Origin of the sequence: Pacificispira sp. (assembly GCF_965228185.1) — a bacterium.
In the GTDB taxonomy this organism is placed as follows: Bacteria; Pseudomonadota; Alphaproteobacteria; order UBA8366; family Aestuariispiraceae; genus Pacificispira.
Map to the genome: position 1 here is coordinate 112,719 of NZ_CBDDHE010000006.1, position 26,867 is coordinate 139,585.

20 protein-coding genes are annotated in these 26,867 nt (G+C 62.6%); 14 read left to right on the plus strand and 6 right to left on the minus strand.

Features of this window, described 5'->3' with window-relative positions:
- Positions 1-22: 22 nt before the first annotated feature.
- Together ACO06O_RS11290 and ACO06O_RS11295 are read right to left on the minus strand one after the other, a co-directional pair.
- Positions 23-2,125, minus strand: a complete 2,103-nt coding sequence (locus tag ACO06O_RS11290) for a TonB-dependent siderophore receptor (protein WP_421879703.1) — start codon at positions 2,123-2,125, stop codon at positions 23-25.
- A 113-nt stretch (positions 2,126-2,238) separates the two neighbouring features.
- Complete coding sequence (locus tag ACO06O_RS11295) at positions 2,239-3,105, minus strand: helix-turn-helix domain-containing protein (protein ID WP_421879706.1); 867 nt, start codon at positions 3,103-3,105, stop codon at positions 2,239-2,241.
- A gap of 168 nt (positions 3,106-3,273) precedes the next feature.
- On the opposite strand from ACO06O_RS11295, the gene ACO06O_RS11300 reads away from it, so the two are divergent.
- From ACO06O_RS11300 to ACO06O_RS11315, 4 genes are read left to right on the plus strand one after another with little or no spacing between them, the layout of a single operon-like run.
- Positions 3,274-4,263 (plus strand): ABC transporter substrate-binding protein, encoded by a 990-nt coding sequence (locus ACO06O_RS11300; RefSeq protein WP_421879709.1) that lies wholly within the window; start codon positions 3,274-3,276, stop codon positions 4,261-4,263.
- On the plus strand, positions 4,260-5,237 hold the full coding sequence (locus tag ACO06O_RS11305) for a FecCD family ABC transporter permease (protein WP_421879711.1): 978 nt from the start codon (positions 4,260-4,262) through the stop codon (positions 5,235-5,237). The genes ACO06O_RS11300 and ACO06O_RS11305 overlap by 4 nt, the downstream gene beginning before the upstream one ends.
- A complete protein-coding gene (locus ACO06O_RS11310; protein WP_421879714.1) occupies positions 5,234-6,199 on the plus strand; it encodes a FecCD family ABC transporter permease in 966 nt (321 codons plus the stop codon). Before ACO06O_RS11305 ends, ACO06O_RS11310 begins: the two co-directional genes overlap by 4 nt.
- Positions 6,196-6,972, plus strand: a complete 777-nt coding sequence (locus ACO06O_RS11315; RefSeq protein ID WP_421879717.1) for an ABC transporter ATP-binding protein — start codon at positions 6,196-6,198, stop codon at positions 6,970-6,972. The genes ACO06O_RS11310 and ACO06O_RS11315 overlap by 4 nt, the downstream gene beginning before the upstream one ends.
- A 7-nt stretch (positions 6,973-6,979) precedes the next feature.
- On the opposite strand, the gene ACO06O_RS11320 is transcribed toward ACO06O_RS11315, so the two are convergent.
- Positions 6,980-7,672: an Rrf2 family transcriptional regulator gene (locus ACO06O_RS11320; RefSeq protein WP_421879720.1), complete on the minus strand. Its 693-nt coding sequence runs from the start codon at positions 7,670-7,672 to the stop codon at positions 6,980-6,982.
- On the opposite strand from ACO06O_RS11320, the gene ACO06O_RS11325 reads away from it, so the two are divergent.
- The 6 genes from ACO06O_RS11325 to ACO06O_RS11350 all read left to right on the plus strand — a co-directional run bounded on the left by ACO06O_RS11325 (position 7,631) and on the right by ACO06O_RS11350 (position 15,722).
- On the plus strand, positions 7,631-9,133 hold the full coding sequence (locus ACO06O_RS11325) for an acetolactate synthase large subunit (RefSeq protein WP_421879722.1): 1,503 nt from the start codon (positions 7,631-7,633) through the stop codon (positions 9,131-9,133). The two genes, ACO06O_RS11320 and ACO06O_RS11325, sit on opposite strands and share 42 nt — an antisense overlap.
- A gap of 157 nt (positions 9,134-9,290) precedes the next feature.
- The gene (locus tag ACO06O_RS11330) at positions 9,291-11,705 is read left to right on the plus strand and encodes a GcvT family protein (RefSeq protein ID WP_421879725.1); all 2,415 of its coding nucleotides are present in this window, start codon (positions 9,291-9,293) and stop codon (positions 11,703-11,705) included.
- 132 nt (positions 11,706-11,837) lie between these two features.
- Positions 11,838-12,701, plus strand: a complete 864-nt coding sequence (locus ACO06O_RS11335) for an FAD binding domain-containing protein (protein ID WP_421879728.1) — start codon at positions 11,838-11,840, stop codon at positions 12,699-12,701.
- Positions 12,702-12,714: 13 nt separating this feature from the next.
- Positions 12,715-13,203, plus strand: coding sequence for a (2Fe-2S)-binding protein (locus tag ACO06O_RS11340; RefSeq protein ID WP_421879731.1), 489 nt, complete (start codon positions 12,715-12,717; stop codon positions 13,201-13,203).
- Complete coding sequence (locus ACO06O_RS11345) at positions 13,193-15,475, plus strand: xanthine dehydrogenase family protein molybdopterin-binding subunit (protein WP_421879734.1); 2,283 nt, start codon at positions 13,193-13,195, stop codon at positions 15,473-15,475. The genes ACO06O_RS11340 and ACO06O_RS11345 overlap by 11 nt, the downstream gene beginning before the upstream one ends.
- 1 nt (position 15,476) lies before the next feature.
- A complete protein-coding gene (locus tag ACO06O_RS11350) occupies positions 15,477-15,722 on the plus strand; it encodes a MoaD/ThiS family protein (RefSeq protein ID WP_421879737.1) in 246 nt (81 codons plus the stop codon).
- 24 nt (positions 15,723-15,746) lie between these two features.
- Here the strand turns inward: ACO06O_RS11350 and ACO06O_RS11355 are convergent, their stop codons facing one another.
- Positions 15,747-17,756, minus strand: a complete 2,010-nt coding sequence (locus tag ACO06O_RS11355; protein WP_421879739.1) for a methyl-accepting chemotaxis protein — start codon at positions 17,754-17,756, stop codon at positions 15,747-15,749.
- Positions 17,757-17,963: 207 nt separating this feature from the next.
- On the opposite strand from ACO06O_RS11355, the gene ACO06O_RS11360 reads away from it, so the two are divergent.
- Complete coding sequence (locus tag ACO06O_RS11360) at positions 17,964-18,665, plus strand: RluA family pseudouridine synthase (protein WP_421879741.1); 702 nt, start codon at positions 17,964-17,966, stop codon at positions 18,663-18,665.
- Here the strand turns inward: ACO06O_RS11360 and ACO06O_RS11365 are convergent.
- Positions 18,659-19,606, minus strand: coding sequence for a 2-hydroxyacid dehydrogenase (locus ACO06O_RS11365; protein ID WP_421879744.1), 948 nt, complete (start codon positions 19,604-19,606; stop codon positions 18,659-18,661). The two genes, ACO06O_RS11360 and ACO06O_RS11365, sit on opposite strands and share 7 nt — an antisense overlap.
- Entirely contained in the window at positions 19,603-22,959 is a 3,357-nt protein-coding gene (locus ACO06O_RS11370; protein ID WP_421879746.1) for a glycosyltransferase, read from the minus strand. The genes ACO06O_RS11365 and ACO06O_RS11370 overlap by 4 nt, the downstream gene beginning before the upstream one ends.
- Positions 22,960-23,238: 279 nt before the next feature.
- Here ACO06O_RS11370 and ACO06O_RS11375 point away from each other — a divergent pair, with 279 nt between their 5' ends.
- The 3 genes from ACO06O_RS11375 to ACO06O_RS11385 all read left to right on the plus strand — a co-directional run bounded on the left by ACO06O_RS11375 (position 23,239) and on the right by ACO06O_RS11385 (position 26,845).
- Positions 23,239-24,114 carry a methyltransferase domain-containing protein gene (locus tag ACO06O_RS11375; RefSeq protein WP_421879749.1) on the plus strand — a complete coding sequence of 292 codons (876 nt, stop codon included), beginning with the start codon at positions 23,239-23,241 and terminating at the stop codon, positions 24,112-24,114.
- A gap of 83 nt (positions 24,115-24,197) precedes the next feature.
- The gene (locus tag ACO06O_RS11380) at positions 24,198-25,691 is read left to right on the plus strand and encodes a hypothetical protein (protein ID WP_421879752.1); all 1,494 of its coding nucleotides are present in this window, start codon (positions 24,198-24,200) and stop codon (positions 25,689-25,691) included.
- A gap of 38 nt (positions 25,692-25,729) precedes the next feature.
- Entirely contained in the window at positions 25,730-26,845 is a 1,116-nt protein-coding gene (locus ACO06O_RS11385; protein ID WP_421879755.1) for an aminotransferase class I/II-fold pyridoxal phosphate-dependent enzyme, read from the plus strand.
- Positions 26,846-26,867 lie beyond the last annotated feature (22 nt).

Consider the following 26,867-nt stretch of genomic DNA (forward strand, 5'->3'; position numbering starts at 1 on the left):
AGCCCCCTACTCCGAATGGCGCTTACCAGTTCGCTCTCAACGACAGTGTAACTTCGCGGCCGGAGCCGTAGGAGCACACGGTTTCCGTCTGACAGCCGGTCACGTAACGCCGGTCCGCGATGTTGGTGGCCGAGAGATTGAGTTCGGCGTTCTCCACCACCTGATAGGATCCATACAGGTCGAAGATGGTGGAATCCGGCACGTCCAGAGTATTCGCCGTATCGGCGTAGCTTTCGCCACGGTGCCGAACACCCGCCCCGAGAGACAGACCTTCCGCGACACCCCCGAAGGCATAGTCGGCCCGCAGGGTCAGTTCATGATCCGGGGTCAATGTCGGCGTCTTGCCGATCAGGCTGGCATTCTTGTCGTCCAGAATTTCGACGTCCAGATAGGTCAGGGCGGTCGCGACCGTCAGGCCGTTCCGGAAATCATAACCGCCTTCCAGTTCCGCACCGCGAGAGCGGATTTCGCCGATCTGCTCGAAGTTCGGATTGACGCCGGTCACAACGTCATTCCGGTTGATCTGGAAGATCGCGGCATTGACATACATGTTGCCGGAATTCGGCGCCCATTTGAAACCGGTCTCGATCTGCTCGCCCGTTTCCGGCTTGGTGACACCATTGGCCGGGGACGTGATCTGCGGATTGAACGACGTCGAATAGGTCACATAGGGCGTGATCCCCTGGCTGAAGTCATAAGCGACGGCCGCGCGGTACGAAAACTTCCCATCGCGCCGAGCAAAGCCGTTCGCGCCGTCCTGTTCGGTATGGACCCGGTCAAAGCGCAGATTGCCGGTCACGATCCAACCGTCGCCGAAGCGCAGTTGGTCCTGGAAGTACAAGCCGACCTGGGTCTGGGTGGATGTCGCGTCCTGGAACGGCGCACCGAGGGCCGGCGCACCCGGATTGATCGGGTTGGTGACCGACGTGGTGCCGAAGCCAAAGGCCTGCGTTTCGTCCAACCAGTAGTATCGGGCATCGACCCCGAAAAGCAGGTCGTGTTCGACAGGCCCGGTTTCGACGATGCCGTAATACCGAACATCCGTCTGTGCGGTACGGGTCAGGGTATCGTGTTCAAAGCCGATGATGCTCAACGTACCGGCATTGTCGGCAGGGACTGCCGCGAAGCCGGTATATCCGCCTGGATACCAGTAGCTTTCTTCGACACTGGCCACCCCTGCGCGACCGATCGCCGTGAAGGTAAAATCATTGACGAAGGTATGTTCGACAATCGCCGTCGCCGAAAACTGTTCACGGCGATACGAATCCCAATCGGGATCGGAAAAGTTTTCATCGTCGTCGATGTAGCCGAAGCTCTGACGCCGCACGGTGCCGTGATAGGGCAGGAAAGTGCTGCCGTTATGCTTCTCGTCCGCGATGTGCAGATTGGCGAGGAAAGTCAATTCCGTACCGTTCTTGGCCGTGACCTTGTAGGACGGCGCGAAGGTATAACGTTCGCCGTGATTGAATTCGTCATACTTGTCGCCGCCTTCGAACCGGCCGACGACACGGTAGGCCTCCCCATTGTCCAGCGGATCGCCGACATCGAAGGCAATCGACCCGGACGGCGCGTCCTTGCCCTGAAGGACGGTCTCGCGAATGCGCGCCCCGGGACGCTTGGAGACATAGTTCACGATCCCGCCGGGGTTGGACCCGCCATACAGGGCCGAAGACGGGCCGCGCAGCACCTCGATGCGTTCCAGCGCATAGGGATCGGTGTAGAATGAGCCAAAAGCGAAGGCCAGGTTCTGGGCATTATCCAGATAGATGCCGTTCTGATCGGCCTGGAACCCGCGAATGCGCATCCAATCCGTATCGTTATCGTCGCCGAAAACGTCGGTCATCATCCCGGCCGTGTAGCGCAGGGTCTCGCTGACCCGGTCGGCGTTGAACCGTTCCAGATCTTCCTTGCCCAGCACCGAAAGAGATTGCGGAACCTCATTCGCATAGACCGGCACTTTCGATCCGGTGACGGTCGGCGGATTGCCCTTGTCAGTCACCGGCCCCGTCGCGTCTTCCTGATTGCCGAGCACGGTAATCGGCTCCAGCACGTAGGTATCTTCCGTTTCCGTACTGTCCTGCGCCAGGGCAGCACCGCCCGCCGACGCGGCCAGAAATGCGGACAATACGATGCGCGAGGGCAATCCCCTCGACCAAGAATTTCTGTTCACTGATTTTCCCCTCACTACAGCGCTTTGGTCGGACGGCATGAGGCTGTGTCCGGATCGCGCCGAGGGATTTAGAGGGCGTGGGAAAGACTGTCTTGAAGAATTGGGCCGCGATTTGTCGAAACGTATCGGCGGGTCCATTGCCCCGGGGTCAAGCCCGTCGCCTGCCGGAAGTTCCGGCTGAAATGCGCCTGATCGGAGAAACCGGTGTCGTGGGCGACATGGGACAGCAACCCGCCTTCACTGAGCAATTGCTGCGCCTGTTTGATGCGGGTCGACATCACCCATTGATGCGGCGTCTGCCCAGCCAGTTCTTTGAACCGTCGACTGAACTCGGACCGCGACATGTCGGCAAGGGCCGCCAGATCGTCCACCTTCAGCGGCTCGTCCAGGTTCTCGACCACATATTCCATGACATGCTCCAACCAGTCGGGACGGCCCCCAGCGCGGCTCTGTCGCGCACCCAGGTGGAAAATTTCGTGGATCATGGTCGTCGTCAGGGATTCCCCATATCCGGCGGGGCGTTCCTTATGCTGGCATTCATCGGCCAACATGGCGCATAGGCGTCCCAATTCGACACTCGCGGATAGGAACAGGGCGGAGTTCAAAGACCCGGCCTCCCCCGTAACGCGGCGCAAATGCGCCTCGTCGACATGGATATCGATATGTTCAAGATAGCCGGGTTTGTCGATCCGGCCGCTCAGCGCCAGTCCGGCGGGAACATAACAGACGTCACACCGCGCATCCTCGCCTCCTCCGGTCCGGTTCAGCGCGATTTCGGCGCGGTCGAAGAAAACAACGAAACGGGGATCTGGGGACAGATACTGCCCGGTCGCGCCGGCCTTTGCCTCGACCCGCCAATAGTCGACAGCCATGTGGTCGAACTGCAGACAACAGACATCCCGCACCGGAAGGATGCTCTTGACGGCGGATTTCATTCGTGGCCTAAAGCCCATCCTGCGTACTCGATGCAATTAAGAATTATTCGCGTAACAAGGCGCATCCTTAGCGAAGACGCGCCGCGTGTCAACGACGGAAGGCAAGCGGCCCTACGCATGGGAGGCGCCCGCTGTCATGACGGGGCCAAACGTCTGGATGGGGATCCTATGAGGCGACTGAAACGGATAGGCATGGCCGCCGGTCTGGTCGCCGCCGCTCTGTCGGCCGGACCGTCCCTTCATGCGGAAGACATCGCCGTCGATCATCGCTGGGGTCGGACCGTGCTGACCAAACCGGCGGAACGTATCGTCACACTTTCCTATACCGGGATCGACACGCTGCTGGCCCTCGGCATGACGCCCATTGCCTATCGCACCTGGTATGGCGGCGATGAGCGGGGGCTATGGCCCTGGGCGGCTGCTCATTTACCCGGTGACGCGACCGGCCTGCCACTAAGGGGAGAGATCGACCCAGAGGCGGTCGCACGCCTGACCCCCGACTTGGTGGAGGCGAGCTATTCCGGGATCAGCCGCGCCCAATACGCCGCCCTGTCGCATGTGACAGCGGTGCTGCCGCCGCCAGACGGCCGGGGCGATTTCGGGACGCCGTGGGATGAAACGCTTCGCATCGTCGGAAAGGCAACGGGACGGGACGCGCGAGCCCAAGACGTGATCGACGCCGTCGAGTCCCAAATCGACGCGGTGCGTCGCGCTCATCCGGACTGGCAAGGCAAGACGGCGGTAGTCGCCCGGTTGGATGGACCATTGATCTTCAGCGAAATGGACCCCCGTATGAAGCTGATTTCCCGCCTGGGATTTCAATTACCGGACACCGCCAACGCCCTGGCGTTGAACAATTTCTACTTCAAGCTGGACCGCGAGCTGACCGAACCTTTGGACGCGGATGTCGTGATCTGGCTGGATTTCACTGCGGATCGCGGAAGCCTCGACAGTCACCCCCTCCGCCACACGTTGCGCGCGTTTCGAGAGGGCCGGGAGATCTTCCTGGGACCGGAGGTCTCGGCCGCGCTCAACTACGCCAGCGCGCTCAGTATCCCTTATTCGCTGGACCGCTTGGTCCCGATGTTGGAAGCGGCGCTGGACGGGGACCCAGCCACCGTCGTTCCTGATGCGCGCCAGGGCGGCCCGGGCTCATGATTCGCGCCGCCCTCCCCATAGCCTTGCTGGCCCTGCTTTGCCTGGCATCGCTGATGCTGGGGGCGAGATCCGGTATCGACCTGGCCGATCTGGCCGCATTGTTCGCTGCACCGGACCCCGGTAATGCCGAAGAGATTGTCGTGCGGGAATTGCGTCTCCCCCGGACACTGGGCGCAGTGATCGCCGGCGGGGCCCTGGGTATGGCCGGCGCGCTGATCCAGACCCTGACACGCAATCCGCTGACAGATCCGGGCTTGTTGGGCGTCAATGCGGGCGCCGCCCTGGGAATCGTGGCCACCGTCTGGATCGCCGGCCCCCTCGCCCAGTCCGCCCTGATCGCCCCGGCCCTGGCAGGCGCATTCGCCGCATTGGGAATCGTTTGGACCATCGGCGCCTCCTCACGGTCGCCCCTGACCTTGATCCTGGCCGGAACCGCGCTGACCGCGCTGTTAAGCGCCATCCTGCGTGGAATGATCCTGAGCGACCGGGCCACGCTGGACGTCTACCGCGACTGGCTGGTCGGCGTGCTGGACCGCACCGACGGCTCCACGGTCGCGATTGGCTTCACCCTGGCGGCGATCGGCACCGCCTTCGCCATTCCGGCATCGCGGCGGTTGGACACGCTTGCCCTGGGCAGCGATCTGGCCAGCGCTCTCGGCACAAACCTGGTCGCGGCGCGCTTCCTGACCCTGGCCGCCATCGGCATTCTGGCGACGGCGGCCGTCCTAGTTTCGGGCCCTCTGCTTTTCGTTGGCCTGGTCGCGCCGCATCTGGCCCGCGCGCAGGGCCTGCAGACAACCCCGGCCCTGATGCTCGGTTCCGGCGCAATTGGCGCGATCCTGTTGCTGATAGCGGATATCGCGGGACGCATCATTGCGCCCGGCCTTGTGATAGAGGCCGGGTTGGGTGTCACCCTAATCGGCGGGGTTTTCCTAATCTGGATCGTCCGGCGCGAAGGACGAAACCCCGCATGACGCGATCAAATATGGCAATGGCAGGCGCGCTCTGTCTTCTGGCGGTTCTAGCTGGTGTCCGTCTTCTGGGCGGCGATCCCGGCATCGACCTCCAAGCGATCTTTGAAGGCGATGACCAAGAACAGGCGATCCTTACGCATTTCCGTGGCCCCCGGGTGATCTTGGCAATGATGACCGGGGCGGCGCTTGCGATGGCAGGTACGGTTTCGCAGGTGATGCTTCGCAACCCCCTCGCCTCGCCGGATATCATTGGTTTCACGGCCGGCGCCTCCGCCGCTGCAGCGGCAGCGATCCTGATTTTCGGCGACATATCGGCCGCCATGCCGGGCGCCTTGGTCGGCGGTATCCTGGCGGCATGCCTGGTCTTCGGATTGGCTTGGCGCGACGGTATATCGCCCTTGGCCCTCGTCCTGGTCGGCGTCGCCCTCAATCTGATGCTGATCACCGCCACCGACATTCTATTGAGCCTCAGCCCCGGCATATTGGCCAGCGAAGCAACGCGATTTCTGACAGGTTCCTTTGCATCGGCGGACTGGCGCAGCGCCGGTCTGATGGCCCTGGCCTGCCTCGTTTTGGGCGGTGTACTCGCGGGTTTGGCGTTCGCGATCGACCGGTTGGAACTTGGCGACGATCTGGCCGTCACCCTGGGTCTCGCCCCGGACCGCATCCGGTTCTGCGCAACCGTCTGCATCGCGCTGATCGTCGCGGTCTCCGTTGCCGTCGCCGGACCGATCCCGTTCATCGCCTTTCTGGCAGGGCCGCTGGCACGTCTCGCGGCCGCACGTCCAGGCACCGTGCTGGGCCTGTCGGCAGTAATCGGCGCAATTCTGGGGGTCGGCGCCGATTTGTTAGCGACCTTGCCCATCGCGGGGACCCGCCTCCCCGCCGGTGTCTTTACCGCCCTGATTGGCGCGCCGGCCATGTTGCTCCTCCTCCTGCGCCTCGAAGTGGATCGAAAATGAAAGGCCTCGAAGCGCGCAACCTGTCCGTCGCCCTCGCCGGACGCGCCATTCTGCAAAATGTCGACCTGACGATCCCGGAAGGCGGTGTGACCGCCATCATCGGGCCGAATGGCTGCGGCAAGTCCACCTTGCTTCGGACCTTCGCGCATATTCTGCGGCCTTCCTCCGGGACGGTCCTGCTCGACGGACGGGACATCGCCCAAGTTCCGCCCCGCGACAGGGCACGGCGGATCGGGTTCCTGCCACAATCGCCGCAGACGCCGGAGGGAATTCGCGTTCGTTCCCTGGTCACGCGGGGGCGTACGCCGCATCAGGGGCGGTTCGGGCTTCTATCCCGCGGCGATCACGCAGCGGTTGACCGGGCCATCGCGCTGGTCGGGCTGCAGGATCTCGCCGACCGCCGCGTCGACCGATTGTCCGGCGGACAGCGTCAACGCGCATGGATCGCCCTGACCCTGGCACAGGAAACGTCGATCCTGCTGCTCGACGAACCGACAACCTATCTCGACCCGCCGCATCAGGTGGAAGTTCTGAGACTTGCCCGTCAGTTGAACGCGGACCTGGGCATCACGGTGGTCATGGTGCTGCATGACATCACCTTGGCCTCGCTCTATGCCGATTGCGTCATCGGCATGAAGAACGGACATCCTGAATTTGCCACCAGACCCGGAGAGCCTTTGCAGGCGGATCAGATTCGGAACCTGTTCGAAATGGATGTGCATGTCCTGGCGCATCCGACATCGGATCGCGCCGTCATCGTCCCTGTCCAGTAAGGGCCCGTCAGCCGTTTGCCGCAAGGTCCAGCGACCGAACCAGCCGCGCCATCCCAACGTTCCGGGAAACGACATCTTGGACGGATACATTGTCCAGCGCGGTGAAAAACGCCTCTTGCGCCTCGTTCAGATAGGGGGCCAACCCGCAGGCAGGACTGAGGCAACAGTGACCGCCATCATCCCGCATACATTCGACCAGCGCCGATCCCGCCTCGGATCGGCGCAGCACGGGTCCGACCTTGATGCTGTCCGCCGGCAGGGCCAGTGAAATGCCGCCGTTTCTACCGCGTTGGGCCCGAATATACCCTTCCGACGTCAACCATTGTGTCACCTTGGCGACGTGATTGAAGGAGACGCCGTGCAAGTCCGCAATTTCACGCGCGGAGTAGCGCCGCTCTGGCGATACCGCCAGTTGGATCAGGGTACGTAGTGCCAGGTCGGAAAACTTGGTGATCTGCATACCGAGAATGCTGCCCCAGAAGATCAGAGTTTGAAATGCATAATAAATTTGACCGGGCAAAACCGCTTGCGAAGCAGGCCGACCTGTTGCGATATCGCCCGCAACGTCGGCGGTTCGATTGCCGCGAAGAAAAATAAATGGGGAGCCAGTCTCTTGAACGGTGCGGAAAGCCTTGTGCGGACCCTGTTGCAAAATGGGGTGGAAGTCTGCTTCGCCAATCCCGGTACTTCGGAAATGCATTTCGTTTCCGCGCTGGACAGGATCGATGGCATGCGCTGTGTGCTGAGCCTGTTTGAGGGCGGTGTCACCGGGGCCGCGGACGGATATGGGCGCATGACCGGCAAACCGGCCGCGACCTTGCTGCATCTGGGGCCCGGACTGGCGAATGGTGCCGCCAACCTGCATAACGCCAAACGCGCCTTTACGCCGATCGTCAACATTGTCGGCGAACACGCCACCTATCACCGCGACAGCGGTGCGCCGCTCTGTTCCGACATCGAGGGCCTGGCGAAAACCGTTTCCAAATGGGTCCGTACCACTGAGACCGCCGACAGGCTGGCCGCGGATTGCGAAGAGGCAATCGCAATCGCCCAGGCCGCACCTGGCGGCGTCGCGACCCTGATCCTGCCCGCCGACACGGCCTGGACCGAGACTGAAGCCGCGATCCCTGCCGCCGTGAAGAAGCGCGAGACGCCGAAAGTCTCCGACGACGCCATTGCCGCGGCCGCCGACGCCTTGCGCCAAGCGGGCCCCACGCTGCTGCTGATCGGCGGCGACGCGCTGACACCGGAGAACCGACAGATCGCGGCGGCGATCGCGCAAGCGGCGGACGCCGATACCCTGGCGCCGACGTCGAACGGCCGCATCGACCGGGGTGCGGGAACCGTGCCCATAGAGCGGGTCCCCTATCCGATCGGCATCGCGCTTGACCGCCTGTCCAAGTACCGGAATGCCATCCTGATCGGGGCGGACGCTCCCGTCGCCTTCTTCGCCTATCCGGATAAGCCGTGTCGACTTCTACCCGAGGACTGCCGGGCGGTGACACTGGCCGGCCTGGATCAGGATTGCGGCGACGCACTGGCGCGGCTGTCGGACGCGCTCGGCGCCCCCAAATCCGTGCCCGTTCCAATACCGGCCGTGCCGCCTCTGCCCCAGGATGGACCGATCACGCCGGAAGCCATCGGTGCCATTATCGGCAATCTGATCCCCGAAGGCTGCATCGTCTGCGACGAATCGATCACTACCGGACGCAACTTCTTCGCGTCGACCCACGGTGCCGCGCCGCATTCCTGGCTGCACATCACCGGTGGGGCAATCGGCATCGGCATTCCCATGGCCACAGGGGCGGCGGTCGCCTGTCCGGACCGGAGAGTTCTTGGTCTTCAAGCCGACGGCAGCGCCCTTTATACGGTCCAATCGCTTTGGACCCAGGCGCGCGAGCGTTTGAACGTGCTGACGCTGATCTTCTCGAACCGGTCTTACGCCATCCTGAAGGGCGAGTTGGCGAATGTCGGCGCCAATGGCGGACCGACCGCGATGGGCATGCTCAGCCTCGACAATCCTGCGATGGACTGGGTTCAGATCGCACGTGGCTTCGGCGTGGATGGAACCCGTGTCGACAGCACCGCCACGCTGATCGCCGCCATTAGACACGGCCTGACCCAGGCCGGCCCCTATCTGATCGAGGTGGATCTGCCCTAACGCACCATTCCCGAACGCAGATGCCTGGCGAGCCAGTTGCAGAATCGCGGAAGGAATGTCGCGAAACGGACAGTCTGTAGTCGTCTTCCAGGCCTCGGTCGAACGCCCGCCGCGCTAGCGTAGCGCCAGCAAAGAGTCCAGGTCAGGGAGTCGGGGAATGAAATCTTCGTATCGCGTGGTCGTCGTCGGCGGTGGGGTCGTCGGGGCATCCGTTCTGTATCATCTAGCCAAATTTGGCTGGACCGATGTTGCTTTGGTCGAACGCTCGATCCTGACGGCGGGCTCGTCCTGGCATGCCGCCGGTGGCATCCACGCGCTAAACGCCGACCCGAACATGGCGGCGCTGCAGGCCTATACGATCGACCTTCTATCCGAAATCGAGAAGGAATCCGGTCAGGATATCGGCTTGCACATGACCGGCGGAATTACCGTCGCGGCGGACCCGAACCGCTGGGAATGGCTGCAATCCGCCTATCGCATCTTCCAGACCATCGGCATCGAAGACTGCTATCTGATGACGCCGCAGGAGGTGAAGGAAAAATGCCCGATCATGGACATTACCGGCGTGATCGGCGGCCTGTGGGCGGACCGTGAGGGCTATATCGACACGACCGGCACCGTTCACGCCTATGCCAAGGCCGCCAAGCTGCGCGGCGCCGACGTCATCGAGCACAACAAGGTCGAGGAACTGATCCAGCGCCCGGACGGCAGCTGGGACGTTGTCACCGAAAAAGGCACGATCCACGCCGAACATGTGGTCAATGCCGGCGGCCTGTGGGCCAAGCAGGTGGGCCGCATGGTCGGACTGGATCTGCCGTTGTCGCCGTTGGAACATCACTATCTGGTCACCGACGACATCCCCGAAGTCGCCGCACTGGATTTCGAAGTACCGATGACGGTCGATCTGGAAGGCTTCACCTATCTGCGCCAGGACCAGAAAGGCGTGCTGCTGGGGATCTATGAGGTCAACCATCAGCACTGGAATATGGACGGTGCGCCCTGGGATTACGGATTCGAACTGATCCAGGAGAACTTTGACCGGATCGAGAAAGAACTGGAGATGGGATTCAACCGCTATCCCTGCCTTCAGGAGGTCGGCGTGAAGCGCTGGGTCAACGGCGCCTTCACCTTCTCGCCGGACGGCAATCCGCTGGTCGGGCCTGTTCCCGGCATGCGCAATTACTGGCTGGCCTGCGGTGTCATGGCGGGCTTCCTGCAGGGCGGCGGCGTCGGCAAGACCCTGGCCGAATGGATGATCCATGGCGATACCGAGGCCGATGCCTGGCCCATGGATATCGCCCGGTACGGTGCCTTTACCTCAAACCGGGAATACATCAAGCAGACGACGGGCCAGTTCTATTCCCGCCGTTTTGTGATGACCTATCCGAACGAGCAACTTCCTGCCGGACGGCCGTTGAAGAAAGCCCCCGCCTATGACGGCATGACCGCCGCGGGCTGTCAGTGGGGCAACAGCTGGGGCTTGGAAGTCCCTCTGGTCTTCGGACCGGAAGGGTTCAAGGAAACCCCCACACTTAAACGGTCCAACGCCTTCCCCATCGTCGCGGAAGAATGCAAGGCCGTGCGCGAGAATGTCGGCCTGTTGGATATCACCGGTTTCTCCCGGTATGAAATAACCGGAGCGGGCGCGGAAGCCTGGCTGGACCGGATGATGGCGAGCCGCCTGCCGAAACCCGGACGCGCGCGGTTGGCCCCAATGTTGTCGCCGGAAGGCAAGCTGAAGGGCGATCTGACCGTGTTCAACTGGGGCGACGGGTCCTGGTGGGTGATGGGATCCTATTACCTGCGCCAATGGCATATGCGCTGGTTCAACGACCATCTGGAAGGCGACGTGCAAGTCCGCGACATTTCCGACGCGACCTGCGGCTTCTCTCTGTCCGGTCCGAATTCCCGCAGGGTTCTGGAGAAACTGACCCATCAGGATGTCGGCAACGAAGCCTTCCCGATCTTCGGCTGCCGCACCCTGGACGTCGGGCTGATCCGCGCCAAGGTCGCGCGCATGTCGGTAACCGGCGAGCTGGGATACGAGATCAATTGCGGCGCGCTGGAACATATCGCCTTGCGCGAGATGCTTCTGGAAGCCGGGGCGGAATTCGGAATCCGAGAGTTCGGTTTCTATGCGATGAATTCCCTGCGCCTGGAGAAAAGCTTCGGCATCTGGAACGCGGAATTCATGCAGGACCGGACGCCGGGCATGACGGGCATGGACCGATGGATCGCCTGGGACAAGGGTGAATTCCACGGCAAGGATGCCGCCCGTCAGGAAAAGGACGGGAACACTGCCCCGCTGCGCCTCGTCACGCTGGAGGTCGATTCCGACGGCGCAGATGCGTCGGGGTACGAACCGATCTGGAAGGACGGCAAGCGTGTCGGTTACGTGACGTCGGGCGGGTTTGGCCATACCGTCGGCAAGAGCCTGGCAATGGCCCTGTTGGAACCGGACTATTTGGAGCTGGGCACCGAGCTGTCTGTCCATATCGTTGGGGTCGAACGCACCGCCCGCGTCATTCCGGCATCGCCGCATGATCCCCAGGGCGCGTGCATGCGGAAATAGAGCATCCGGTTCAAGTCGGGTTGAGAATTCTGCGGCTTGAACCAGGGTATTGGAAACGCCACACTTGGGACTGAACATGGTGTTCCGTCGGTTTCGGGACGAAACGCCCTTCGGCATTCAGAGGTGACATAGATGCGATTTGAGAGTCCGACGACGGTGCAGGACGCCGTCGCGCTGCTGGCCGGGGAATCCGGTCGGGCCCACGTATTGGCGGGTGGTACGGACCTGCTGGTCCGTCTGCGTTCCGGCCATATCGAACCGGATTTGATCGTCGACCTGAAACGGATCGGCGCTCTCGGCCAGATTACGCCGGAAGGCGGCGGACTGCGCGTCGGCGCGGCAGTGCCGACGGCCGCGCTGAACGAACATGCCGATGCCGTTGCCGGCTGGCCCGGCGTCTGCGAGGCGGCCGGCCTTATCGGATCGACCCAGGTGCAGGGCCGCTGCACCATGTCGGGCAATCTGTGCAACGCGTCGCCCGCTGCTGACAGCGTCCCCGCCCTGGTCGCCGCCGCGGCGACGGCACGTGTGACCGGTCCGAACGGCACGCGGGACATTCCAGTCGAAGATGTCGTGGCAGGACCGGGCAAGACCAATCTTGCGAAGGGCGAGATCGTCGAATCGATCCTGCTGCCGGCCCGCCCGAAGGGTACCGGCGACGCCTATCTTCGCTTCATTCCGCGCACGGAAATGGACATCGCGGTCGTCGGCGTCGGCATCTGCCTGACGGTCGATGGCAGCGGCACCTGCACCGACGCCCGGGTTTCTCTGGGCGCAGTGTCGGCCAAGGTTCTGCTGGTCGCGGACGCCGCCAAGGCCCTGATCGGCACCAAGGTCGACGACGACGCTCTGGACGCTTTGGCCGCCGCCTGTTCAGCTGCCGCGACACCGATCGACGACAAGCGCGGGACCGTCGAGTTCCGCGTCGAAATCGCGGGTACGCTCGCCAAACGCACCGCCAAGATCGCGCTGGAACGCGCGCTGGCCAATCGATAAGCGAGGATTACCAATGAGTCAGGTTCATGTAACCACCGAGATCAACGGCGATACCGTCGAGTATCTCTGCGACGCCGAAGAGACGTTGCTGGACGTCCTGCGGGACCGGCTGCAGATGACCGGATCCAAGGAAGGCTGCGGCACCGGGGATTGCGGCGCCTGCACCGTGATGCTGGACGGCCGCCCGGTCTGTTCTTGCCTGGTGCTGGGCGCAGAGGCCGAAGGCCGCAGCGTCTCGACCATCGAGGGCATGTCGGACGGCGAAACGCTGCACCCGCTGCAGCGCCAGTTCCTGGACAATGCGGCCCTGCAATGCGGCATCTGCACACCGGGAATCCTGGTCGCCGCCAAGGCGTTGCTGGAAAAGAACCCCAATCCGGACGAAACCGAAATCCGCTACTGGCTGGCCGGCAACCTCTGCCGCTGCACCGGCTATGACAAGATCATCCGCGCCGTGCAGGCCGCCGCCGCCGAAATGAGAGGAGAAAGCAATGCCGCTTGATCGCGACATCGCCCCGAACCCGTTCAAGGTCGTCGGCCACCGCCACAACCGCCCGGACGGCGTCGACAAGGTCACCGGCCGCGCCAAGTTCGGTGCCGATATGTCCGCGCCGGGCATGCTGCACGCCAAGATCCTGCGCAGCCCGCACGCCCACGCCCGCATTCGCTCCATCGACACGTCGAAGGCCGCGGCCTTGCCGGGTGTTAAGGCCATCGTCACCCGCGACGACTTTCCGGACAATCCGGCGGTTCTGGCGGACGGCGAGTTGACCAATATCCGCTACAACGTCATGGCGCGCGAAAAGGCGCTGTATGACGGGCACGCGGTCGCCGCCGTCGCGGCGGTCAATCCGCGTGTGGCCCGCAAGGCCCTGTCCCTGATCGAGGTCGACTATGAGGTCCTGCCCCATGTCGTCGACGTCGAACTGGCCATGGCCGACGACGCGCCGATCCTGCACGACCATCTGCGGACCGAAGGCGTCGACGGTGCCGAAGATAAGCCGACCAATATCGCGGAGCGTCTGGAACTGGGCCATGGCGATGTCGAAGCAGGCTTCGCCGAAGCGGATGTCGTCATCGAACGTCAATTCCGGACCGGCGCAGCCCACCAGGGTTACATCGAGCCGCATGCCTGTCTGGCGAATGTCTCGGGCGACGGATCGGGCGAGATCTGGTGCTGCACGCAAGGCCATTTCATGGTCCGCGACGTCTGTGCCCAGATCGCCGGCATGGACGTGTCCAAGCTGCGTGTCACGGCGTCGGAAATCGGCGGCGGGTTCGGCGGCAAGACAACCGTCTTCATCGAACCGGTCGCACTGGTCCTGTCGCGCAAGGCGGGCAAGCCGGTCAAGATCGTGATGACCCGTGACGAGGTATTCCGTGCCACCGGGCCGACGGCCTCCAGCGCCATCTGGGTCAAGATCGGTGCCAAGAAGGACGGCACGATCACGGCGGCGGAATCCGAACTGAAGTATCAGGGCGGCGCCTTCCCCGGCTCTCCCGTTTCGATGGGCGCCATGGCCGCTTTCGCCTGCTATCAGCCAAAAGCGATCAAGGCCATCGGCTGGGACGTCGTCACCAACCGGCCGAAACAGGCCGCCTATCGTGCGCCCGGCGCGCCGATGGCCGCATTCGCGGTGGAAAGCGTGATCGAGGAAATGGCCTACGCCCTGGGCATGGACCCGATCGATTTCCGCCTGAAGAACGCGGCCACATCCGGATCGCGGTCGTCCTATGGCCCGACCTATAGCGATATCGGCCTGGTCGAGACACTGGAAGCGGCCAAGGCCCACCCAAACTACTCCGTGAAACTTGGGCCGAACCAGGGCCGGGGCGTTTCCTGTGGCTTCTGGTTCAATTTCGGCGGCCAGACGGCGGTGACGCTGAACCTGAACATCGACGGCACGGTCGCCCTGTCGGTCGGTACGCCGGATATCGGCGGCAGCCGCGCGTCCATGTGCGCCATGGCGGCGGAAGAGCTGGGCATCCCCTATCACCATGTCCAGACCATCATCGCCGACACCGGATCGCTGGGCTTCAACGATGTCACAGACGGCAGCCGCGTGACCTTCGCCAGCGGCCTAGCCACCATCGAAGCCGCGCGCAATGCCAAGAAGGTTCTGTGCGAACGGGCGGCCAAGATGTGGGGCATCGCCGCCGACGCGGTGAAATGGGAAAACGGCGCCGCCGTGCCCGCCGGGCCGAATGCCGGCGAGTTCCCGCCCCTGACCATCAAGGAAATCGCGAAACAGGCCGGCGAGACCGGCGGCCCGATCGCCGGTCACTACGAGATCAGCGCCGACGGGGCCGGTCCCAGCTTCGCGACCCATGTCGTCGATGCCGAGGTGGACCGCGGCACCGGGCGGATCACCATTCTGCGCTATCTGATCGTGCAGGATGCCGGCAAGGCCGTCAGCCCGGCCTATGTCGAAGGCCAGATGCAGGGCGGCGCCGTGCAGGGCATCGGCTGGGCCCTGAACGAGGAATATATCTACAACGACAAGGGCGTGATGGAGAATCCGGGCTTCCTCGATTACCGGGTCCCGGTCGCATCGGACCTGCCGATGATCGATACCCAGATCGTCGAAGTGCCCAATCCGGGCCATCCCTACGGCGTCCGGGGCGTCGGCGAGACGTCCATCGTGCCGCCGCTGGGCGCCATCGCAAATGCGGTGGCCGCCGCTGTCGGGGCGCGTCCGGAAGAACTGCCGATGTCGCCGCCGCGTCTCCTGAAACTGATGAAGGAGCAGGCCGCGCCGCTTGCCGCGGAGTGACATGGCGAAAGTAATCCTGTGGGGCTCGCTGAGCCGTCTGGCCGAGGGGCGCAAGGAATTCGATATCGACGCGCCCAATATCGACCGGATGCTGACCGCGCTGGGCGAGGCGGCCCCGAAGCTGAAGCCGATCCTGGAAAAGGGGGTGACCGTGTCGGTCGACGGCACCCTCTATCGGCTCGACCGGTTCCAGAAGATCGAACCGGACAGCGAAGTCTTCATTCTGCCGAAAATGGCCGGGGGCTAGATCCCCGGCCAATTTTCTTGAGCCTCAGACCGCGCGCACTTCCGACAGGAAAGACTCGACCAGTCGTTTCAACTCGTCCGCCCGAACATTCAGGTCCGACGCGACCGAGGTCAGCTCGCCTGCGGCCTGACCGGTTTCCGATGCCGCGCGGGTGACCTCCACGATATTGGCCGTGACGTCCTGCGCCCCGGCAGCGGCCTGCTCGACATTGCGGGTGATCTCGTCCGTGGTGGCGCTCTGTTCTTCCATTGCGGCGGCAATGGCGGCGGTGATCTGGTTGATCTCGTCGATCGTTGCCGCGATGGTTTCGATCTCACCGACAGCCGCACCGGTCTCGCTCTGAATTTCCGAAACCTGCTGGCTGATCTCCCCGGTGGCCTGGGCGGTCTGTGTCGCGAGGCTCTTCACCTCGTTGGCGACCACCGCGAAGCCCTTGCCGGCATCGCCCGCCCGGGCGGCCTCGATGGTCGCGTTCAGGGCCAGCAGGTTGGTCTGCTCGGCAATATCCGAAATCAGCTTCACCACTTCACCGATCTTCTGTGCGGCGGAGGACAGACCGTTCATCTGCTGATTGGTCCGCTGCGCCTGATCGACGGCACGCGCGGCAATCTGTGACGACTGAGAGACCTGGCGGCTGATCTCGGACGCCGTCTGGGACATTTCCGTCGCCGCGGCCGCAACGCCCTGCACATTGGCCGTCGCCTGCTCGGCAGCGGCAGAGACCGCCGTCGCCCGCTCGCTCGTCTCCGTCGCCAAACGCTCCATCGTCGCGGAGGTCGCTTCCGTTTCCGTCGCCGACGATGTGAAGATGTTCAGCAGTTCCGCGACGGCGGCGTCGAACCGCTGGGTGCCTTCCTCGATCTTCTTGCCGCGCGCCTCGCGACGGCGTGCCTCTTCCAATTGTTGGGCGGTCAGATCGTCGGCCTTTTGCATATTTTCCTTGAAGATCTGAACGGCGGCGGCCATCGCACCGATCTCGTCTTTGCGTTCGGTTCCCGGGATCTCCGTCTGGCGGTCGCCGCCGGCCAATCCGGTCATGGCGTCGGTAATCGAACGGATGGGCCCCGCGATCCCATTTCCGATCACCCAGGCGGCGAGTGCCGCCAGGACGATGCTGAGCGTTGCGACAATTGCGGTCAGGACGATCGCGGATTCGATTGTGTGTTGCCCTTCCTCGCCCAGCACCCCTTGGCTATCGGTGATGTCGGCGTTCATGCGCGCCATGGAGTCAACCAGCCGCGAGCCCAGAATGGCCAACTCCTGATCGACCAGCGCGCGCCGGGCCTGAACGGTGTCATAGAGTTCCACAATCAAGGCGTCATATTGCTCCCGCAGGCCACCGACCTGTTCGGCGAGTGCCGCTCGATTTTCGTCATAGACCTGTTCCACCAGCTTCTCGCGGTTCTCGACCATTTGGGCAGATTGAGCCTTGGCTTCCGCATAAGCCGCGTCATCCGGGTTCAGCGCGAACGCCGCGACGGCAAGGCGCATCGACAGGATGTTGCTCTGAACCTCACCCCCCAGATAGGCGACGTCGGCCAGATACTCCTCGAAGGCGCTGCGGATCAGTTCGGCCATCTTGGCGCCCATGTCGATGCCGACCATTTCAGCCCGGGCGACAAGTTCCGCCCGTTTTGCCTCCAGCGCGGTCAGACGCTGGAATGCGGCAAGGTAAGCCTGCAAATCGGATTCCGCCGCGTCCAAGGCGGCACGCTCTTCGTCCGATTCCGACAGGGATGAAACTTCCGCCAAGCGGGAAAGGACCTTGTCACCGGATTCGGCGACAGCCTGCGCCAGCGTCTCGGACGGCTCGCTCAGATACTGCTGTACCGTGTTCTGGGCCTCCAACATCTCGGCCCGAATTTCGCCGATCCTTGACGTCTGGAACGAGAGAACTTCGAACTTTTCGAAGGTTGTACCGGACGCAATCAAGCTGGTCCCGGATACGACCGTCAGCCCAAGCAACAAGGCCAGGACAACAGAGAATCCGCCGTAGATTCTGCGCGAAATCCGGATGTTCGAAAACGTCAACATTGCAACCCCACATGAATGGCTGGATGCCGGGACGGACAGTCCGCAGCATGAACAGAGGAACAGATTTGAAAGCGTGCCCCGATCAGGACCGCTTGAAGGCTTATCGACAAATAGTTAAACGCCGACTAACGCTGGCACACAATTGACTAGAATTGTCGGTAGGCATCAAGCTGATCGGCGGTTGTCACGACATCATGGGATCCGGACTTGCCCAATCCACCGAATTCGCCCGACATTCTTTATCGTGACGGCCTTATCCTGATCGTCGATAAACCGGCGGGAGTAGCCGTTCACGCCGGGCCGGCCGGCGGGCCGTCTCTGGAGGACTGCTTCGACGCCTTGCGCTTCGGCCTGCCGAAACCGCCCGCCCTGGCTCACAGGCTGGACCGCGACACGTCCGGGTGTCTCGTTCTGGGCCGGCATACCAAGGCACTGCGGCGGGTCGGGAAGCTGTTTTCCGACGGACGCGTGCGCAAGACCTATTGGGCCGTCGTGCGCGGCATGCCGCCGGAAAAGGCGGGGCGTATCGATTTTCCGCTTCTGAAGACCTCAACGAAATCCGGCGGCTGGCGCATGGTCGTCGACAAGGGCGGACAGGAAACCATCACCGATTTCCGGGTCCGGGGCCTGTCCGAAGACGGGCTATGCTGGCTGGAGCTGTCGCCAAAGACAGGCCGCACCCACCAGATTCGGGTCCATTGCGCCCAGTCGGGCTATCCCATTCTGGGCGACCCCTGGTATGGCACACCGGAAGACCGCGCGGCGGATTCCGACATCCCTCTGCATCTTCATGCCAGATCGGTCGAACTGCCGCTATATCCCAAGAAGGATCCGATCCGCGCGGAAGCGCCGGTCCCGGAAACGATGCGCGCAGCGTTCCAGCGCTGCGGCTGGGCGGACGGTCAGTAACCTCTGTCCGGATCGTAATACCCGTCCGGCGCAGTACCGGACCGCAGTTTCTCTATCGATCTCGCCAGCGATACGACACCCGTCTTCACCCGGGTTACACTGGCGATATGAGGATAGATCGTGATTTTGGGATGGTCCCAGAACGGATGATCCGACGGCAGAGGTTCAACGTGGAACACGTCCAAGACGGCGCGGGACAGATGGCCGTCATCCAGGAGCTGAATCAGGTCGGCATCGACGACATGCTGTCCCCGCCCCGTATTGATGAGTCCGGCCCCACGCGGCAGCTTGCGAAGCGTCGTCGCATCCAACAGTCCATCGGTTTCCGGGGTCAACGGCAGCAGATTGACCAGAATGTCGCTGCGGGATAGCAGCGCGTCCAACCCGTCCTGCCCGGTCAGGCATTCGACGCCCGCCAATGTTTTTGGGCTGCGTGCCCAGCCCAGCACGTTGAAGCCGACGCGATGCAGCATTTCGGCGGTGTTCAGTCCCATCTCGCCCAAGCCCAGAACACCGATGGTCCGATCGGGGATCATCGGTTCCAACCCGAACGCGCCGCGCGGCTCTCGCAGCCAATCCTTGCGGCGCTGCGCGTCGACCATCTCATAATTGTTGAGATGGAGATTCAGTACCTGGGACAGGACGAATTCCACCATTCCCCCGGTCAGGCCGGGTTCGATCATCCGGTAGATCGGCACCGATTTCGGCCAGTCCGGATCGCTGGTTATGTGATCGACCCCTGCCCATAGGGACAGGATCGCCTCCAGATTCGGCAGGCTGGCCAAAAGACCCGCCGGCGGTTTGGCGACAATCGCATAACGAATGTCTTCCAGCGGCCCAGTGTCGGGCCACACTCGCAGCGGCATCGAAAGATCGCAGTCCCGCAGGCCCTTGCTCCAGGATTCGGCGGAATCGGCGGTACTGGCGAGCAATATGGTCATGAGATCGAAGCTTCCTGTCTTTTGAACATTGGATCCGCCGGCAAATCTTGGGCATGCGGCACCGACGGAATTTCACGATACGTCGCCAGGAACCGATCGACCGCAACGGGCAGCGTGAAACGCTCTATCACCCGCAGCCGGGCCTTAGCCCGCAGCGCCGCCAGTTCCGCATCGGGCATTTCCAGAAACGCCCGCACGGCGGCCGATAACGCGGCCTCATCCCGTGGCGGCACGACCCATCCCGTATCCCCCACGATCATCGACGAATCGCCGATATCGGTGACTATGGGCGCCAGTCCCGCCGCCATGCCCTCGACGATCGAATTGGAGAACCCTTCCCCATAGGCCGAGCTGGACAACAGGCCATCCGCCGCGGCCAGGACGTCTTCCACATCGTCCCGTTGTCCCACAGCGGTGGCGTTCGGCGGTAAGTCGAGGGTTTCTGTCCCCTTTCCGACCAAGAGCAGATGGAGGGCGGGATCCGCACGCGCGATCCGGAGGGCCAGGTCGTGATCCTTCATCGGATCGACCCGGGCGACCAGCGCCAGAACGCGCTTTTCCAGCGGCAAGCCCAGGGCCGCGCGCATTTCATGCCGCTTTTCCGGCTGCGGACGAAACCGCTCGATATCAGTTCCATTGGGGACGACGTCGTACCAGCGCGGTTCATATCCAAGCGCCATATGGACGCGAAGCCCGGCCCAGGAGTTTGCGATTACGATGTCCGGAAGCCGGGAGAACCGTGTGCACAGCCTCACCACGCAACGCAACGCGAACCCGTAATTGGAAAGGTCCATATCCGAACAGCGAATGCCCCAGGCAAGGCGCGTGACGGCCCTTCGACCCGATAGATACAGCGCGATCAAGGCGGCGAGATCACCGTGATACATCCATCCCTGGACAACGTCCGGCTTCTCTCGGCGGATAATTCCGATCAGACGGACAAGGCCCCACAGGCTGGGTTTCGATTGCCGGAACCCGAGTTCATAGACCCGGGCCCCGGTCGCCCGTGCCTCTTCGGTCATGAGGCTATTCGAGATCAATGAGACCGCGACAGCGTCTTCCTTGTCCTTGCCGGCGCCCAGCAGCCCGACCAGCATCCGCTCCGCGCCGCCCCGGTTCAGGCTGGTGATGACATGCAGCACCTTCGGTCGGGCGGGCAAAGGACGATAGCGCCGATACAGGGAGAACGCATAGGACCCCAAGGTCACCCCGGCGGCGCACCAGAAAATCCGTTGGAAGAAAATGTCGTGGACCAGACCGAATACCAGAAACATGAGCCAGAGAAGGCCAAAAATCCGCAGCGGCCGCGTTTCCCATCCGCGCGGCGCGAAGGCCAAGCGGGCCACCCATAGCGAGGGCAGCAGGATAATCCCGGCAAATCCGACAAGGCCAAACTCCGCCAGAACCCAGACCGGTATCGAATGAATGACGAGCGGTCGGCCGGTCTCCTCAATCATCCAGTGAATGAACCGTCCCAGACCCGCGCCGAAAATCGGATAGTCCTGCCAGAGCGCGATACCGTCCTGGACCGAATCCAGCCTTTCCAGGACGCCCTCCACATTCAACCGCCGGATCACACGATCGACCGCTTCGGCAATATCGAAACCGGTCGCGCTGAAATCATTGAAGAAACCGATTCCATAGTAGATGGCGCCGGCCCCGACGAAAGGCAGCATCACCTTCAGCAGCGACCGGTTCCAGCGAACGACGAAGGGGGCCAGTAGAACCAAGCACAGAATCCCCGCCTTGGACGCCGTCAGCAATATCCCCAGCACCAGAATTCCCGCCACAACGACCGCCGTTATTCGGTTCAGGCGTCCCCGTCGCATCGGCTGGGTTGCCCAGAAGAGGACAAGGGTGATCAGAAGCTGGAACGCATAGGCGTTGCGATTGGCCGAGAAGCCTTCGAAATTACTCCCGGACAGCGATTCGAACCCGAACCACGGCAGGATCTTTACCCCGACGATCGTCGCAAGAACGGTTGCGACACCGGCATATGCCAGGAACTCCGCGAACCGGCGGGTCGCACGGCGTCCCCAAACACCGACGAACAGAGCGCCGACCCCGACATAACCCAGAAGGATGACCCAACCCGCGAGCCGATTGTTCAAAGCCCAAGGGGTCACCCCGAAACGGAATGCGCCGATCAGGAACGCTCCGACAATTAAGACGGTCAGCACCGCCAACCACAGAAGCGCGGTCCTTGGCAAACGCACGGGCAGTCGCGCGCCCGTCATCGCCAAGGCGGCAATCACCGCCAATGCCAGAATGGAGGTCGCGTCGGAAAAGTTTATCGCGATGTCGCTGCCGAACAGCCGGATATGCATCTGGAAGAACAGGGCGACGCCGCAAATGACCGGTAGAACAATAGCGACGACTTTCAGATAGGCATCCTTCCCGGGCATCGACCGTCGGCCGCGCGAGCCGGTTTCGGATTTATTGCTGTGAATTCGGTGCGCTTTTACCGATGCCGGTTCCAGCGCCAGGGTGGCGCCGCTCAGCAGCACCAGGAAGGTCGAGCACGCGCCCACCGCGACGGAAACGGCCAAGGCTTCCGATGCCGGCACCCCGACCATCCCAAACGCAAAGACGGAGGTGACTTCCCGCACACCCCATCCGTTTACGCTGACCGGCATGCTGGCCGCGAAACTCACGATGGCGGCGGCGGCGGCGATGCTCAGCAGGGAGATTTCCGGGTGAATCAGGGCGAACGCACCGGCATAGACCGAGATCATGATCGCCTGGCTGACCGTCGAATAGAAGAGGACGGTCAGCATCTGGGATCCGGCCTTCCGCGTGACGGCATCCATACCGGCGCGAAGGGTCCGCGCGGAAATGGACCGGCCCGCGGCAATGGCCAGCGCGACCCCGAAGGTCCCTACGAAGAGCCAGGAATTGGCGAACAGATCTGCGTAATCCGACGCCCTGGTCCCCAGTAGCACCACCGCCCCGGCACACAGGAAAACGACGGCGATCGCCAAAGCGATCCCCTTCTCCAACGTACTGAGCACTGCGACCGCCGAGGCACTGACCCCCGCGTGTCTGAGTTCCATATTGCGGCCGATAATGGTTCCGGCGATGTTGAAGATGAATAGCCCGGAAACGAGGCCGACCACATGCGCGCGGTAGAGCCGCCAGGGATGCAGGACGAATTGGAACAGCCGAAACAGGCTGACCAGGCGGAGGAAAATGACCGCCATGTTGAGCGTGACCAGGCCGAATATTGCGGCGAAAACGCCACCGCCAAGCGACAGCAGATCGTCGACGAAGTCCCGGCCGCCAAAATAGTACAGCGCTGCCGCAAGCAGCGTCGCAGTCGTGAGCAAGCGCCCGACAAGTACGATCTTACGCACGGGCGGCGCCATTAATCGACCTCTCTGGATAGGCCCCGCCGCAGCGAAGTCGCCGTCGCGACCGGCCCGGAAAACGGGGCCGTCGGCCACTTGGATGAATACGGGGATCGGATAGCATAGACGCCGATTCATGACAAATGGGTATGCGGCCAGGCATGCGGCCCGTAAATCGGCGCGGCGGACACGCCGGGCGATTATTGCCTTTGGACCTGGTGCGCCGTTTGCCGTATACACCGTCCCGTTCGAATTCGCGAAATCAATGGAGTTGACGGCGTCCCCATGTCCTGGACCGAGATTAAAAGCGCCTATGCGCCTCTGGCGAAGGCTGCCTCCGATGGCGCGCCCCTCGCCCCGCATTGGGACGCATTCCGAACCGTGGTTGGAAAATACGAGTCCACGCCGCCCTATCATCTTGCCGCCTTGTTGAAACGCCTCGACGATCTTCGTGGGGATCGGGACCGGTCCTCTATCGCCATTCTGGACCAAGGGTGCGGCGGCGGACTGACCCTCCTCTTTCTTGCAGCAAGCGGCTACACGGATATTCGCGGCGTCGACGTCCATGACAGCAATTGCGAACGCTGGAACGCGCTGACGCGCAATTGTTTGGGACATCCCGAGGATCGCTTCTTCGTCTATGACGGCCGGACCCTGCCCTTCGCGTCGCAATCCATCGACCTGTTGATCAGCCAGGAGGTCCTGGAACATGTCCATGACGACGTGCTGGATACGTATTATTCGGAAGGCGCGCGGGTTCTGAAACCGGGCGGCCGCGCCCTCCACAGCGTGCCGCACCGTTTGGTGCCGTACGATTCTCACACGCAGACCTGGTTCCTGCATTGGTTTCTTCCGCGCCGTGCCTGGCTTCGCGTGCTGAAGGCGTTGGGCCGCTCCAACGAAACCGCCGAGCATGGGCTGTTTCTGCGCTGGCCCGGTACACACAAATCCCTGTTGCGGCGGCATTTCGGGACCTATCGGGACGTGACATCGGAACGCCTGACGGGCCTGACCGAGATGTCCTACTATGACGGCAATATCGGATTGCGGCGGCGGATTGGCGGGTTGTGCCGGGTACCGGTTGTCGGGGCCGCTTTCACGGCAATCCTGTCGCGCTTGATGATGACGGACACGGTGGCGCAGAAAACGACCGACGGATAGAGGTCCCTCCCTGTCGGGTTGCCAATGCGGAAGCCAGCTAGTATACGCGCCAAACCGTCCCGAAGCCGCAGTCAGAGCGCCAAATGTCCGAATTTCCAGGCTCCATAGCCTATTTCGCCCGCGCGGAATCCCGCCTGTTCCACCTGTCGGTCATCAAGGAATTGAAGGCGAAATTCGGGTGCCGCATTCATCTCTACTGCAACGGCGTCGAACAGGTCGCATTCTACCGCAAGCGACCGGAATCCGAATTTCTGGACAGCATCGAGGATGCCGGCTTTCTTCTCCAGGCCGCGACCGAGCAGCCCGGCGACCCGGCGGAGACGCTGAAGACCGCCGCGCGACTGGAAGAGAAGATCGGCCGCCCCTATTCGCGCCTGACCTCCGCGAACCGTCACCTCGGAAGGGGGTTTTCGCCGGCTGGCTTTTACCATCCGCGGTCCTTTACGTCCAAGAACGCCACGCCCCTGTCGATCGCGAACGGGTATAACAAGGTCCTGTCCTTCTTCTTCGACTCTTTCGAGGCGAAGCAGATCGACCTTGCCATCAATCCCTACAAAGAGGCGGCCGTCGTCTGCAACGCCGTCGGAATTCCCTACCGGGCCATGGCGGGATCGCGATACAAGAACCTGCATTACTGGGCATGGAACGAACATTACGAAAATCCGATGTTCGCCGAGCGTTATGCGGAATTGAAACGGCAGGGCACGACGCCGGAACTGGATCTTCAGCGTCCCTACGACGCCCATATGGCGAACCGGACGGATTTCTTTAAGCAACGCAGTCTGACTTCCGCCATCAAGAAATCCGGCTACCGCGCGGCTCAGTTCGCATACTGGAAAATCCGGGGTTACGAAAAGGGCCGGAAAGGCTATCTCCCTCAGGATGTGGTCTCGCTCCCCTTCCGCAGCTATCGGGAATTCAAGCGCCTCAGCCAGCTTTCCAAGACGACGCTCGCCGACCTGAAGGACCAGCCTTTCGTCTTCTTCCCGCTGCATATCGAGCCGGAAGCCGCGCTGCAGATCATTTCACCGGAATACCTGTACCAGCAGGCCGCGATCACCTCTCTGGCGCGGGAATTGCCCGCCGGCGTCGTCCTGGCGGTCAAGGAGGCGTTCAATATGATCGGACGCCGTCCGCCCCGTTTCTACGAACAGCTTCTGGAACATAAAAACGTCGTCATTCTGCGCACCGACCAAATGGGGTTGGACTGCTCCAGACAATCGCTGGGCATTGGCACGATTTCGGGAACGGCGGGGCTCGAGGCGACGGTAAGCGGCCGGCCCGTTTTGAGTTTCGGTCGCCATAACATGTATAATTTCCTGGATTCCGTGTCGGTTATCACGGACGAGACGCAAATCTATCCCGCCCTGAAATCGGTCTGCACCCGCGACTATGACAGCGAGGCGATCCGCACCGAAGGACGGCGCTTCCTGGACGCCTTGGCGGCGGAATCTTTCGATATGGGACGTTTCGACTATAGAGATATGAATTCCTATGATCAGGAGAATGTCGATTCTTGTGTGGAAAAGCTGGTAGAAAGCGTTCGGTCTAAATTGCCGGCGCCTCCGCCTTATTGATCGCGAGACGCCGCCTCAGGAAAGGACGCGTATCGAGAATGACCGCACCGCTCCCCCGCATCGCTTTAAGTGAACCGGATTTGCGCGGCAACGAAGCCAAGTATCTGCAGGCTTGCGTTACGGACAATTGGGTATCCTCCGCGGGTCATTTCATCCAGGATTTCGAACGCATGATCGCCGCCAAGAGCGGGACGGAACACGCCGTCGCCGTTTGCAACGGCACGGTTGCGATCAAGATGGCGCTGCTGGCCTGCGGCGTCGGACCGGGCGATGCCGTCATTCTGCCGGACTGGACTTTCATCGCCTCGGCGAATGCGGTCTCCGATACCGGCGCCAAGCCGATCTTCGTCGACGTGACCCAGGACACCTGGTCCCTGGACCCAGCCCTTGTCGCCCAGGCGCTCGCAAAATACCCGAATGTAAAGGCAATCGTCGCGGTCCACCCGCTTGGCTATACCTGCGATATGGACGCGTTGCTCGACGTCGCGGGTGACGTACCGGTCGTCGAGGATGCGGCCGGCGCTCTGGGGGCCACCTATGGCGGACGTTTGGCCGGCGGGATCGGGCGCTTCGGCTGCCTGAGCTTCAACGGCAACAAGATGATCACCGCCGGTGCCGGGGGCGCGGTCGTGACCCATGACGCGGAAGCCGCCAAATGGCTGCGGCACGTGACGGCCCAGGCCAGGATCGGGACGGATTACCGGCACGACTCCCCGGCCTTCAACTATCGAATGTCGAACCTCAACGCCGCCGTCGGCAAAGCCCAGATGGAACGCTTCGACGAGATTCAGGCCATCAAGCACAAGATCGGCGACGCCTACCGTGCCGTTCTGTCCACCGATTCCCGGGTTCGCCTGAAAGCGATGCCCAACCCGCAATGGGGCGAGGGGAACGACTGGCTGTTTTCCGTTCTTTGCGAAACGGAGGAAGTGGCGGAATCCCTGATCGCCCATCTGGACTATCGGGGCATCGACAGCCGAAAGTTCTGGCGTGCACTCAGCAGTCAACCCGCGTACAAAGGCGCCGAATTCATCTCGGCCGGCGTTGCCGAGAGCCTTTCCGGGCGGGTTGTTTCGCTCCCCTGCAGCACGGGATTGAGCGACGACGACCTGTCCCGCGTAACCGACGCCGTCGAGGCGTTTCTTGCGGCGTAGATCCGCACCGTCCCCCATCTCG

What these genes read in the sequence shown, in the direction of transcription:
- ACO06O_RS11295 (WP_421879706.1), bottom strand. Translation starts at nt 3,105, where the DNA reads ATGAAATCCGCCGTCAAGAGCATCCTTCCGGTGCGGGATGTCTGTTGT.
- ACO06O_RS11300 (WP_421879709.1), top strand. Translation starts at nt 3,274, where the DNA reads ATGAGGCGACTGAAACGGATAGGCATGGCCGCCGGTCTGGTCGCCGCC.
- ACO06O_RS11305 (WP_421879711.1), top strand. Translation starts at nt 4,260, where the DNA reads ATGATTCGCGCCGCCCTCCCCATAGCCTTGCTGGCCCTGCTTTGCCTG.
- ACO06O_RS11310 (WP_421879714.1), top strand. Translation starts at nt 5,234, where the DNA reads ATGACGCGATCAAATATGGCAATGGCAGGCGCGCTCTGTCTTCTGGCG.
- ACO06O_RS11315 (WP_421879717.1), top strand. Translation starts at nt 6,196, where the DNA reads ATGAAAGGCCTCGAAGCGCGCAACCTGTCCGTCGCCCTCGCCGGACGC.
- ACO06O_RS11320 (WP_421879720.1), bottom strand. Translation starts at nt 7,672, where the DNA reads ATGCATTTCCGAAGTACCGGGATTGGCGAAGCAGACTTCCACCCCATT.
- ACO06O_RS11330 (WP_421879725.1), top strand. Translation starts at nt 9,291, where the DNA reads ATGAAATCTTCGTATCGCGTGGTCGTCGTCGGCGGTGGGGTCGTCGGG.
- ACO06O_RS11335 (WP_421879728.1), top strand. Translation starts at nt 11,838, where the DNA reads ATGCGATTTGAGAGTCCGACGACGGTGCAGGACGCCGTCGCGCTGCTG.
- ACO06O_RS11340 (WP_421879731.1), top strand. Translation starts at nt 12,715, where the DNA reads ATGAGTCAGGTTCATGTAACCACCGAGATCAACGGCGATACCGTCGAG.
- ACO06O_RS11345 (WP_421879734.1), top strand. Translation starts at nt 13,193, where the DNA reads ATGCCGCTTGATCGCGACATCGCCCCGAACCCGTTCAAGGTCGTCGGC.
- ACO06O_RS11350 (WP_421879737.1), top strand. Translation starts at nt 15,477, where the DNA reads ATGGCGAAAGTAATCCTGTGGGGCTCGCTGAGCCGTCTGGCCGAGGGG.
- ACO06O_RS11355 (WP_421879739.1), bottom strand. Translation starts at nt 17,756, where the DNA reads ATGTTGACGTTTTCGAACATCCGGATTTCGCGCAGAATCTACGGCGGA.
- ACO06O_RS11365 (WP_421879744.1), bottom strand. Translation starts at nt 19,606, where the DNA reads ATGACCATATTGCTCGCCAGTACCGCCGATTCCGCCGAATCCTGGAGC.
- ACO06O_RS11375 (WP_421879749.1), top strand. Translation starts at nt 23,239, where the DNA reads ATGTCCTGGACCGAGATTAAAAGCGCCTATGCGCCTCTGGCGAAGGCT.
- ACO06O_RS11380 (WP_421879752.1), top strand. Translation starts at nt 24,198, where the DNA reads ATGTCCGAATTTCCAGGCTCCATAGCCTATTTCGCCCGCGCGGAATCC.
- ACO06O_RS11385 (WP_421879755.1), top strand. Translation starts at nt 25,730, where the DNA reads ATGACCGCACCGCTCCCCCGCATCGCTTTAAGTGAACCGGATTTGCGC.